Source organism: Mesorhizobium sp. M1143 (genome assembly GCF_040318435.1).
Taxonomy (GTDB): Bacteria; Pseudomonadota; Alphaproteobacteria; order Rhizobiales; family Rhizobiaceae; genus Mesorhizobium.
On record NZ_JAMYMJ010000085.1, the window covers coordinates 1 to 11,923 of the forward strand.

At 55.0% G+C, this 11,923-nt stretch carries 7 protein-coding genes and 4 pseudogenes; 6 read left to right on the forward strand and 5 right to left on the reverse strand.

Going from position 1 to position 11,923, the window contains the following annotated elements:
• Positions 1-1,192, forward strand: a 1,192-nt coding sequence (locus NKH35_RS29660) for a hypothetical protein (RefSeq protein ID WP_352917271.1), incomplete at its 5' end; no start/stop codon positions are given.
• A gap of 417 nt (positions 1,193-1,609) precedes the next feature.
• Here NKH35_RS29660 and NKH35_RS29665 read toward each other — a convergent pair.
• Positions 1,610-2,227, reverse strand: coding sequence for an SLATT domain-containing protein (locus NKH35_RS29665; RefSeq protein WP_156932643.1), 618 nt, complete (start codon positions 2,225-2,227; stop codon positions 1,610-1,612).
• Positions 2,228-2,276: 49 nt separating this feature from the next.
• Between NKH35_RS29665 and NKH35_RS29670 the strand changes: the two genes are divergently transcribed.
• Together NKH35_RS29670 and NKH35_RS29675 are read left to right on the forward strand one after the other, a co-directional pair.
• Positions 2,277-5,858 carry an AAA domain-containing protein gene (locus NKH35_RS29670; RefSeq protein ID WP_352917273.1) on the forward strand — a complete coding sequence of 1,194 codons (3,582 nt, stop codon included), beginning with the start codon at positions 2,277-2,279 and terminating at the stop codon, positions 5,856-5,858.
• Positions 5,855-7,630, forward strand: a complete 1,776-nt coding sequence (locus NKH35_RS29675) for a phospholipase D-like domain-containing protein (protein ID WP_352498883.1) — start codon at positions 5,855-5,857, stop codon at positions 7,628-7,630. Before NKH35_RS29670 ends, NKH35_RS29675 begins: the two co-directional genes overlap by 4 nt.
• Here NKH35_RS29675 and NKH35_RS29680 read toward each other — a convergent pair.
• Both NKH35_RS29680 and NKH35_RS29685 read right to left on the reverse strand, forming a co-directional pair.
• On the reverse strand, positions 7,568-7,939 hold the full coding sequence (locus NKH35_RS29680) for a hypothetical protein (protein ID WP_352917275.1): 372 nt from the start codon (positions 7,937-7,939) through the stop codon (positions 7,568-7,570). The genes NKH35_RS29675 and NKH35_RS29680 overlap by 63 nt on opposite strands.
• Positions 7,940-7,988: 49 nt before the next feature.
• A pseudogene (locus NKH35_RS29685) lies at positions 7,989-8,456 on the reverse strand (integrase core domain-containing protein); the annotation flags it as partial.
• On the opposite strand from NKH35_RS29685, the pseudogene NKH35_RS29690 reads away from it, so the two are divergent.
• The 3 genes and pseudogenes from NKH35_RS29690 to NKH35_RS29700 all read left to right on the forward strand — a co-directional run.
• Positions 8,452-8,684 (forward strand): annotated as a pseudogene (locus NKH35_RS29690) (helix-turn-helix domain-containing protein); the annotation flags it as partial. The pseudogenes NKH35_RS29685 and NKH35_RS29690 sit on opposite strands and share 5 nt — an antisense overlap.
• Positions 8,685-9,118: 434 nt before the next feature.
• Positions 9,119-9,688, forward strand: a complete 570-nt coding sequence (locus NKH35_RS29695) for an SET domain-containing protein-lysine N-methyltransferase (RefSeq protein WP_352917277.1) — start codon at positions 9,119-9,121, stop codon at positions 9,686-9,688.
• A 175-nt stretch (positions 9,689-9,863) separates the two neighbouring features.
• Positions 9,864-10,041 (forward strand): annotated as a pseudogene (locus NKH35_RS29700) (transposase domain-containing protein); the annotation flags it as partial.
• 1,134 nt (positions 10,042-11,175) lie between these two features.
• Here NKH35_RS29700 and NKH35_RS29705 read toward each other — a convergent pair.
• Together NKH35_RS29705 and NKH35_RS29710 are read right to left on the reverse strand one after the other, a co-directional pair.
• Positions 11,176-11,329 (reverse strand): annotated as a pseudogene (locus tag NKH35_RS29705) (DDE-type integrase/transposase/recombinase); the annotation flags it as partial.
• A 101-nt stretch (positions 11,330-11,430) separates the two neighbouring features.
• Complete coding sequence (locus NKH35_RS29710; RefSeq protein WP_352917279.1) at positions 11,431-11,865, reverse strand: sarcosine oxidase subunit gamma; 435 nt, start codon at positions 11,863-11,865, stop codon at positions 11,431-11,433.
• Positions 11,866-11,923: the final 58 nt, after the last annotated feature.

The following is an 11,923-nucleotide window of genomic DNA, read 5'->3' on the forward strand; positions in this document are numbered from 1 at the left end:
TGAGAAGCGGGCAAATGAATTGGCGCGCGCCTATGTCGATGGGCTGAAACAACTGGCCGGAAAGAAGATTGCTGTTCCGCGTGATGCAGAACTCAAAGCAATCGGACTCGCCGAACATGTTGGTATCGAGGTCGCCGGCTATGCGTGTTTCACTGTCCCGCCTGCGGTATGGCAGGCGACAATCTTAGCGGAAGTCTTTCACGACCACTGCCTTGGTAGCGCAGCTACCAAGGCAGTGCCGATCGCCAAGCATTTGGAAAAGAGCGCGCTGATACGCCCGCAATTTCAGCGTGTTACTACCGAAGTAGCGTACGGTGTCGCTGTCGCCGAACCTCGCTTCGCGCCCGCTTGGAAGGCGATCGACAACTATTTGCAAAACCTGCTCGGAAAGGGCGTTCTGGTTCAGCAAGGCTACGGAGTGACGCTGGAGAGGTCCCTTGCGGACAAGTGGACCGCGCGCACGCTGGCAGAGACACAGAGAACCGCTGTCGTGCATGCCGCAGTGCAAGCAGTCGATTGGATCTTAGCCGAGCTTCCGGCCGAAGAGCGAGGGGACATGACGGGCGAGTCGTGGCTGAATTCTATCCACAGAGAGACGAACATGACATATCGGGCCGCGATCGAGTCTGATGTCGAAGCGCCGAAGATCGCCGCCGAAATAGAAGCCGTTGTCGCGATGTTCGGAAAGAGCGGCGCGATCCCACATGCTGCGTTGGGTTTGCCTATTCGAGGCGCAATCGAGCGCTGCAAGGCTCAGAGATCAAAGCAGGCCGAAGGGCTACGGCAGAAACAGATTCAGGAAGCCAACCGACTTAGGCAATCGCGTCGGGACCGGCTATGCGTTGACGCTGAAACGGAACTGAGCGGCCCCAATCTTGGGGCCTTTCTGAACGCGAAACGCGACGATCTGAGCGGCATGTCGCCGTTGGAAGCGGCGGAGGATAGCGAGTCGGGATTGACCAAGGCTCGAGGCGCGCTCTCCGCCGATGTCAAGCGCAAGCGATATCAGGAGAAAATCACTGCCGATACCAAGCAGTCTTTGTCAGCGAAGCATGTCGATGCTTTCCTTAACGGCCGGGATGACGACTTAGAGCGGACAACGCCACTCTTGTACGTCCGAGATGACGCCACCTACCGGAAGGCGCTCGGGAAGCTAGCTGAATGGCAGAGGGGGTTCGGCGGACCGTTTTGATCATAGGATCACCACCGTAAAAAATCATGGCTGGCAGGAGTCTCGGTCACTTTTCTGCGCTCATTTCACCTGGGGCCAGTGACCTGCGTTAGGATTGAGCCGTCCGTCCGCGTAGACTGCCGTAAAGCGTCGTAAATCAGCGTCAGCGGCGTGACCTTTCTCAGGCCGTTTCTAAGGCACGCCGCATTGATTTCAGTGCAGAGTCTCGTGGCAGCAGGAGAGCGCTACATCGCAAGACCCACTATTGAGCAGGCGCTGTTTTGTTATCGTTTACAGGGAATCGCGATCGAGGGTCACGGCGCTCGTCGAGGCTGACACCAAGCCAGCTCACTCATAGTAAGATCACCTAGGCGTCGCTCGCGCGCCTGTCGAACAGCCGATTTATCGAGGATGAGGTGCACGCGGAATCCAAATTGTTTAGAGCCCTAGTTCTGACCTATAGCAATAGCCCAATACCATTGGACCAAGTATTAGAACAAAGTAAAGCCAATATTCTGCGACGATCAGAGCCACGTAGCGAATAAACATTAAGGCGAGCGAAAATCTTCCAATTTGCATATCTTTATGAAACATCAATTCAAATCTAATGTAGTCAACATCTTTGTGATTTAGTTGATGTGTTTTCAGAATTTCACTGTAATTTGCGCTAAACTCAGGTCTACGGCTGTTTGCCTCCTCCAAAGTCAGCGCCTGAAATTGGTTGTATATGTCAGAAATCTCCAGCGCACACTTCTGCATCCTGTCTGCTTCGCCGCTGTAATTTTTGGCGCTCTCTAGCAAAGTGATGATAATTAGGAAAATGGATATAATTAGGGACACAACCGACAGAAACTTCGGTCCGCCCGGCGGGAGGCTTGCCTCATAGAGCAGAGGTATGAGCGCCACGATTACCAGGTAAAAGGCGAGGAAAGACGTTGCTGTGGTGGACAACGACTGTTTCGCTTTGAGTCGTGTGTGGGCGTTAAAGCGGGCACTTTTTGTTTTCCACATCTTTCCTAGTAGCGGGTCGGTGGTTCTGCCGGGATGTGGTTGCATGATCTTCTAAACTCGCGAATTAATGGATTGATCTAGATAGTGGATAATCATGGCCCGACGCAATCAGAGAATTCGACTGGAAGATACCTTCTCGCTTTCGGAAGATTATCTCCAACGTCCTCAAGTCGAAGAGCTGCGCCCTGGATTGATCACGGCCGTCGTCAAGGAGACAGGCGAAGATCGAACACTTAAGATCTGGTGGAAAGCTGGAGATCAGGCAGACGGGGAATTTAGGGAGCTCTGGAACCATGAAAGGCTTCAGGTTGATCGGGTAATGAACTATCCTGACGCCGATGAAGTCATGGTCGAAGTCATCGAGATGATTGAGACCGCAGATTCATTTTGCGTGGTATATGAGGCTGCAGCCACGCCGTTGGCGGCACGTCTGCGCACCCTAAGCTCTCGCCACTGGCTGAAGGGGCTGGACATCGTTTCCAATCGAGCAATCCTTTGGAACAACCTTTCCCGCTTAGCAAAGGCCATAGGGCTATTGCATGCCCGGGGACTGGTTCACGGTAGGCTTGACCGGCATGCAGTGTTCACGAACGGCAGCAATTCTGCGGACTTCAAACTTGGAGGCTTCGAGTGGTGCGTTGGCATGGGGGAGGCCAAAGCCCTTGATCCTATGTTGGCGAAAGCGCGCGCGCGGATCGACCGGTTGATTTATTCCTATGGTGACGATTGGAAAGCTCTAGGCGCGCTCTTTGCTGATATATTGGGTGTGGACGTGACTCGGCTTCGGTCGGATGACCCTTTTCAACGGGGCCGACCCGTAATTGATCTGAGCGAAGGCGAGATCGATTTTCTGCGTCGACTAACCGATCCCCATAGAGAAGACGCCGCTGATGCACGTTGGGTCATGCGTTCGGTCGACACGCTACTACGCGAGCTCGTCCGGTTTGGGACCACGAAAGCGGCCCGCTTCATTCTACTTGCCCGTCCTAACCGGAAAATGGCGGAAGCTATCGATCAGGCTACTGATGGCGGCATACCCATCGATGACTTGGATGGTCAAATAGCATACATAGAGGGCGATATTGCGAGCGGTGCCAAGATCGTCGTTTCCAACCAGAACGATTTGGAGACGCTCGATACTTTGACAATCATTACCGAGGCACTCTCGTACCGCGTTCGACAGTTCGCGGACGAAGGTCCACCCACCTGGCAAATCGCAACTGTGGTTTCGATCGTTCCGAGGGATCGAGCGCGACTGCCGGGCGATCGAGAGGTTCATCGCCTTAGCCACGAAGTCCTAGTTGCCCGCAACAAGCACGACGCGCTAGCATTGCTCGGCCGCTTGAGAAGTATGGCAATCGATTGGACGATTCCAATCGTCCCTCCAAAAGTCGACGATATTAATCGCGAGAGTGTGCCTTTGCAGCGAGCGGTACTGCTTGTTCAAGTCGTCGAGGCGTTAGTCAAATCGTTGGACATCCTGCCTGTCAGCGTCGCGTCAGCGAAGACGGATGGAGGGAGAAATGTTGTTCGCCTTGCCCCTCGCTTGGGTACAGCTCGCGACAATCTCGCGGCCGAAATTGAAGAGCGGAACACCGCCGAGGTTATGGATCGGATATTCGAAAAGGAAGATCTTGGAACTGACGTCGACTGGAGGCTCAGTGTATCAGGAACATTATCCTCAAAGAATGCAACTGAGATAAGGGCGCGTTTTCTCGGAGTAGTGGAAGGCGCCAACGGATCTCCGCTCTACGAGTTTGAAGTTCTGGATCTCATCCGTGACGAAAAGAACCTGTTTCTCAAGCGCAGCGGAGAAGCGGGGACGGAAGCTTTGATCCGGCGCCGTTTGCGAACAACCAAAGCGCTTGGCGAGCAGCGAGATTTGGCATCGCTGTTTGTCGACTTGAGAAGGCGGATAAGAAGCTCACAGGACGTCTTGGTAGAGGATAGTGAATATCGCGACCTAGATGGCCCAAAGCGGGAAGCATTGGAACAGATCTGGAAAACATTGCCTAACCATCTAGTCGTCGGACCCCCAGGAGTCGGGAAAACGCGACTAAGCGCCGAGGTAGTCAGGCGACGCCTTGAAGGCGACCCAGCCGCCCGAATTCTCCTGAGTGCTCAAAGCCATCAAGCACTTGATCACCTACTCTCAACGGTCCGAAAGAAGGTTGTCGCGGCGCTGCCGGAAACGATCATAGTTCGGTCTAGGGGAGGAGACGATTCAGTCTCGACGGATGAAGATCTTCGAAAGACCGCGGCTAGCTATCTCGATCGGGTTCTGAGTTCAGCTTTGATAAATGATGCTCCGGGCCCCTTGCAACTCGGGATATCGTCGCTCAAAGAGGCTGTGTTGCACGCCACATTTGATGATGAAGGTAAGGTCACCCGACCGCTTAACCGCCGTGAAGAAGTTGGCTTACGTGCATTAGACGCATTAGTTTTAGAATCGGCAAACGTTGTTTTTTCAACAAGTAATTCTTTCGACGTTGAGCGCCTATGTGAAGATGGTGCTCAGTTTGACTGGGTGCTAATAGAAGAAGCAGCTAAAGCGACAGGCCCTGAATTGATAGCCCCATTATCGCTGTCAGGGCGCCGACTGCTGATAGGAGATCATCATCAGCTCCCTCCCTTCGATTCGGAGCGGTTGACTTCAATTCTCTCAAATAACACCGCAGTCCGTAATGCACTACAGCAAGTCGAGCATGTACTTGGAGCCACGTTCTTTGAAAGCGGTTTGGACGAGCTTAGATCTGCCGTCCGAGACGAAGCGGTGTTAGAAACGACGACACAACTCGCACTTCGTATGCTCGAACCCTTTCGGTCCCTCGTTGAGGAGGAGGAGCGTAAGCGCGCCGTGGCTGGAGGGCAGAGACGCACGGTATCAAGCGAATTGTGGTGCCAACATAGAATGGATCCGGCGATCGCCGAGTTGGTCTCACGTTGCTTTTACAAAAACCGGCTTTACACAGGTGATGACAGGATTGAGAGCGCCAAGGTACCATTGCCTTTTACGTTCGATAGCAAAATTCCAAGCTCGCCTATCGTCTTCATCGACATGCCATTTGCCAGCCGATCCGGTCGAGCTGAGCCGGTTGAGAGGGGGCGGCCACGATGGCATAATCCATCTGAGCGCAGGATTGTATTAGAGATACTTCGTCGTCTGAAGGTCGCAGATTTGAAACCCGACCCTGCCGACCTGAATACTCTGGCTGTGTTATCCCCCTATAGGGCTCAGGTTGAGCGTATGGCGAGGGACCTGGACGTGTTGCGAAATAGCGGTGCGAGTTCCATCGCGCAGTTCTCAGGTTTCACCCACGATAGCCGCATGCATGGAACGGTCGATTCTTCTCAGGGCAGCGAGGCAGACTTGGTGATCGTTTCTTTAGTACGAAACAATCACCGCAATGGCGTCGCCTCGCTCGGCTTTCTAAGAGATCCGCGACGGATGAACGTGCTTCTAAGCCGGGCAAAAATGCAGCTAATCGTCGTCGGGTCTTTGGAGTTCTTGAAAGAAAGCACGCGGCACGCCTCCGCCGTCGAACAGGATGACCTCGCGTTCATACGTTTGTTCCTCGACACGCTAGAGCACCTTACTACACAAAAAGCATACCGAGGTGGACCTGCGGCGGTTGTCACTAGCGCGGCTGATGCTCTTGAAGGAGTGACATTTTGATCACGAGCAAAAGCCGTCCACTGGCGATTGCCGCAATCCCCATTCTTCGTGTTTCGGCCCGGGTTGTTCTTGAGAAGGGACGGGGCTGGAGCGCCATTGATGAACTTGTCCTATGGGCATTTTCAATTAAGGCACGATCAGCAACACAGATGGCGAGTGAGTTGAACCTCCCGAGGCGCGTTATCCTGGAAATCGTCTACAGGATGATGCGCTTCCGGCTGATCGAAGCGGTGTTGCTTCATGGTGTTCCGGCATTTCAGGCCACCGCATACGGGTCGGCAATCGTCCTTCATGGTGAGGAAATCCCCACGCTTCAGCGAAGATTTTCTCGCAAGATTGCCTTCGTGGTCGACAAGATAACGGGAACGGTCTTTCCTAAAAGGGACGTTCGCGTCGAGAATGCAGGGGCGCTGACGGCTTTCAAAGAGAGTGGGGCTGCTGTCCATGAGATCGAAGTACGTGGACAAAAGATTCAAACAAGTCCGTCTCAAAATGTCGCAAGATTTCAGGAGATTCTTAATCCCGATGAGACTTTAATTTATTTTGATGGCGATACTCTAATCGAGAGAGATGACGAATACATCATCGTGACTGCTGACGGTCATGATCTAAGGGGGCTGCCAGCAAAGGCACCTACGCAGCTAAAATCTCAAGTTGTTTATGCCCTTTCGCTTCCCGTATCGGGAAAGAAGGTCGTGATGAACTCTCTCATTTCGAAGGACGACGAACCGATCGTGCCATTGATGGCCCGAATTGATTTTGATCCGCGCACAGACCTGATCGTGGGTGGTCAAGAGCACCGGGATGCATTCCATGCCATCCTTGCGACGGCCAGCCGTCGAATATACCTCCACTCGTCGTTTTTGAAAAAGGACAGCTTCGACAATGTTGTAGACCTTTTGCGTGGCGCTGTAAGGAGGGGGGCGCGCATAGATATATTTTGGGGAGCCGGAAGCCCGAACGAGCCAAAAGAAAAGACTCTTTTGGAAGCGACGGCGATCTCAAAGGCTATCTCGGGTGATGACTCTCTCAGAGGAAGTGTCACTATTCATCTGCGCTCCACCGGGTCGCATGCCAAACTGATTGTTGCGGACGATGGGCTCGGTGGTTGGATCGGAGCAATAGGATCTTGCAGCTGGCTCTTCAGCAAGTTTGATCGCCTTGAAGTCACTGCAATATTGCGATCGCCTGGTGTCGTAGCGCAGCTGGTTAGCAGCTTCTGCAAACTTATAGCGCAACCCGGCTTTCGGCCCGAAGTCGGTAGTGAACTTTACCTTTTGGGTAACGCTCTCAGGCATCAGCCTCAACAAGGAAAAATGACCGCGGGAGTAGTATCGGGCCAGATGCATGAAGCCCTCTTGCGCCACGCGAGTGGGACCGCCGAAAAGCGCTTCCTGATTGCCAGTGATCGGCTAGGAAATGCCGCATTTGCCAATGCAATAATCCCTTCTGAACACTTCCATTCGAGGACAGGTTTAACCCCCGTAGTCGTATACAGTCAGAACTCCGGTGCCATGGCCGAGGCCGGAGCAGCTATGTCGGTCGCAGTGGAAGCACTGGCAAGAGGCGTTCAGGTCGTGTCCCCGTCAGAGAGTTTCCACGCGAAGTTCCTCCTATGGGGCGAGGACGACGTGGTGATCACGAGTCTCAACATGGGCTCTGCAACAATCAGTCCAGACCTTCCGATGGGGGAATTGGGCGTTCATCTGTCAGGTTCGCAGATTGCAAGCCACCTTATTGATAGGCTCCGAGGGTGGTGGGCCTTTCTTTAGGGAGTTTTTGCTCACTACGAGGATGTTGGCATGCTTTTTGATGTAACCACCTATGAAGTTAGCGTCGAAATTGGAAACAGGCTTGCTCTGGACATAGCGTAAGGCTGGCGCCGATATTGCGTCCGGATCGCCGTCGGCGGGCGCAAATATGCGCCGGTCGTCAAGCAGATCGACCGCCGTCATTCCATCCGGCGGCTGCATGAGGTCGCGCAGCAGAAGTGTCGCTGGATCGCCCTCGGTAAGTGCGACGAGCGCAACCTTGGCACGCTTCTTTTGCGCCACGCCCAACTGCACACGCCAGCGGAACACATGCCCGTTACGATCCCGCCGACGGGCAGAGTGACCTTGCCCCCAGTTTCTATCCAGTTTTGAGTTCGTTTCCGGCGTGGGTTGTGCCCTGCTGGGCGGGTGAAGGGGCGGGCGCTGGCGCGGAGCCTTTGGCATAGCGCAGCGCGAGCGACCGTCGCGGATTGAAGGTGCCGGCGAACTCGGCCGGTGTCTGCTAGGCGATTTGGGAGTGCGGCCGCGCGGTGTTGTAATCGGCGCGCCACAGGGCGATGGCTACGCGCGCCTGAGCCAGCGAGGTAAACAGCGTCTCGTTGAGCAGTTCATCGCGGAGTCGGCCGTTGAAGCTCTCGATGAAGCCATTCTGCATCGGCTTGCCGGGCGCAATGTAATGCCATTCGACGCGGTTCTGATCCGCCCAGGAGAGGATGGCGTTCGAGGTGAACTCGCTGCCATTGTCGCTGACGATCATCCTCGGCCGGCCGCGCTCGGCAATGAGCCGGTCCAATTCGCGGGCAACCCGCATGCCCGAGAGAGACGAGAACACGCGGCTAAAGCGGCTTCTGGCCGACGCGATGCTCGACAATGCCGCGTTGAAGGATCTCGTGGGAAAGAAATGGTGACGCGCGCGGCCAAGTGGAAAGCTGTCGCTCGCCTGAAGGAAGGCTTTGGGATGAGCGAACGGCAGGCGTGTAAAGCCATCGGCTGTTGCCGCATGACGGTTCGCTACGAGACCAGCAGGCCGGACGACCGCGAGGGTCGCGAGCGGCGCAACTGATCCATAAAGGAAAGGGAAATCAACATTAAACTGAGTGGCCAGGTCGAGGTCAGACCGCATTTCGCCGAACTAGTTGAGATCCCACCGATCGCATTGTGGTTCTCCGTCAAGCCAGCATAGACAAATCCCATCGACTTCCGACATTTTGTGTCGTTTGTCGGGTCCGCCGCACCGTTTGGCAGCCTTTTCATGTCATGCATCGACAGAAATGGCTGAACAGCAACGAGAAGACTCTTGCTTCAGCTCGTGTCAGCTGAATTGGCACAAATATTGAACGTCCTTGGTTGCCGAGCCGGTACCTCCAGCCGCCATCGATAGGCGCTCGAAGGGCCGAAACTGCCCTCACAACAAACATTTTCTGGTTCTGACGGCCAGAAATGGCGGAGACTCTTCTTTAACCGTCCATGTGAAAAAGGATGACCGCTATGCCAAACAAGAGAAAAAAGAAATACCGTTCTATATTGGATGATGACGCAGCATGCGCAAGGATAATCAATGCACGAAACGTAAAGATCGCGGATGCGGGAGCCGACAGAGGGCGGGGAATCTTTTCCTCCCGTCAGTTCCTCCCGGGAGAGGTTGTCATGATTGGGTTAATTGACAGACTTGAGGAAGAAAGGACCATATATAGCATTCAAATTGACTGGAACATTCATGCTACATTCGAGGAGCCCGTCGTTCTTTCTAATCATTCTTGTAATCCAAATCTAGCGATCGTGCCTAACCGATTCGGCGCCTATGATTTTATTGCTATTCACGAAGTCGATCATGACGTCGAATTGACCTGGGATTACGCTACCACTGAATTCAATTCTATTGCGGTACAAGTTTGTCTTTGTTCCTCGAAAAATTGCCGAGGTGCAGCTGGGGGGTTCTCCACGTTGCGTCCTGATCATCCGATACTCTTGGCGGGGTTTTACGCTCCCTATCTCCAGCGACCTTATGGACGCTTTCCGAGGGGGATAGGAATGTTTGCAAGGTTGGTTGGCTCCTAGAGCACGACCTGTGATCGGCGCCGTGTTTTACCACGAAGCTTCCCGTCTGTCGCGCAACGGGCCGGACTGGCATAGGCTGCTCGAGTTGCGCGGCGAAGCGGATCATTTGGCCAAGACTATCTGGCGATCCGCCGGCTGGGCTGGCGCAATCCCCACTTGTCTAAAGATGGCCGCCCGGCTCTTCGCTGGCAGCGACGAAGGCCGACGGACATGGCCACCATCGCCGCGCTGCTGACCGCCGCCAAGATGAACCAGGTCGATCCGCACACTGGCTCACCCAAGGCGTCGAGCGCATCGCCAATGGCTGGCCAAACAGCGATCTCGAGGCGCTCATGCCTTGGAACCAGCGCTAAACGGCATCGGCTACGCGCTTACCTTCGATGAAGCTCAAGCAGTGCGGCAAGCGATACGCGGGGAACCCAGGTCCATTGTCGCGCAAGCCACCGGATCGACCATCCAGGCGGGAGCGGTAATGACATGCCCCGGCACGACACCGAAATGAATGATCCGACCGTTCGCGCGTTCTTCGCTGTTCTCGCAGCGAAGCCGGCGTCCCAAATACCGATGCCAACGATAACGGGCTCGACCTCCTGCCCAACATGGGCAGAATGACCCCGACATTGCTCTCGGCAGGAAAGCGCCGTTGTTTGCAGGCCCCGATCGCGGTGCTTGATCGGGTTTGTGTGTAGGCGTCCCTGAAAGGAACGCCTCGCGACGCCATCCGTTCAGCGGCGACGGCCGTCATTGATGACCCGTCTGCCAGATGTTCGCGCATATACTTCGCATGGAATTGCTATGCGAGCGCGGTGGAGTAGTTCCTGATACTCTGCTCTGTAGCTGCCGGAGGTTTCGCCTCGCCGTTGATCATAGTCGACCGTTCCGACCGTTCCACCTTCATCGATGCCAACGATTGCAAGCGGCGGCATTTGCCCGAGAAACGAGAGAAGGCTACATGCTCGCTGCTGATATGCGACCACGCGGGGTACATCACCCCGGTCGGATGGCTCGATTTCCGCCATTAGCTTCTCGATCAACGATGTCCGGATTCTACGCTTGATGCAGCGGGCGATTGACCGTGCAGTCGCTACAAGATCCGCAGACGAACTCGCCATCCTTTGCCTTCCGGAAGCTCAGATTGCAAAAAGAGGATTCCTACCGAGGCGCCGAGCGCAATCACGAGCCAGTCGTTTTGCTTTGACTTTGTGTGACGGATAAACGGTTACGGACGGTGCGCCCGAGATCGGCATGAAGTGGGCACGCGCAAAGAGCGCGATGGGCATCGTGACTAAGAAGTGGGGGTCACGGGGAAGGGAGCCGATTGGCAATTGGCCTTGCAACAGCTCGCCGAATGTGCCGCAACAAAGAGCGTCGCTGCAATGAACCCTTGGCTGCTGAAAGTCCTCGTCACAGCTGCTCGAGCTGATTGTTCAAACATTGGCTCCCGTGGATGCGGATCGCCGTCAGCCGGGGCCGGGCGAGGCCTGGCTGTCGATGATCAAGCGATCCGGTCGGCCATGACGCTCCAGCGTCTTGAAGAAGCGCTTGGCCTGCAGGTAGGGCTGCTCGCTCCACCAAAACTCGACTGTATCCGACATTGTCGATGGCGCAATAGAGATAAGTCCCTTGGCCGCGGATCTTGATTTTGATTTAGCCGACATGCCAATCCTAATCCGTCCCTGGCCGAGCAGTTCGAAATCCTCGCCGCCTGATTGACCTCGCATCAGGCATCTCTGCGCCCCTATTCAGCCGTTGCAACAAAACCCTTCCTTCTCCTCTATCCTTTTCGCGGCTGTTTCCAATACGTACCAGAGCGAAGCGGCAAACGAGCGCGCGCCGAGCACCGCGACGTGAGTTGCAGAACGGCGGATGACGACACATGTCATATTCTCAAGGACTGTACGTGTCGCGCGGCCCGGACCAAAGTCAGCAAGATCGATGTTGATCAGCTTCGCGAGCAATGCCTCGATAGGTTTCGTGCCGGCCACAGACACAATCTCGAAAGCCACCCACCCACCAGTCTGCTCGGTCACTGAGCAACCGCAGGCGGCCTCTTTTAGATTCGCGGCAAAGTCCTCGTCAGCGCTGCCTGGGGCCTCGAACATCCACTGATTCGGTCCAGTCCAGAAAACTGCCACCTCCTGACCTCCCACCCAGCAGCCCGGCCCCGGCAAATTCAAACCGTACGGCTGTGGCTAAACGGCTTTCCTGCGGAGCGCTAGAGAGGCAAGCGCCAGA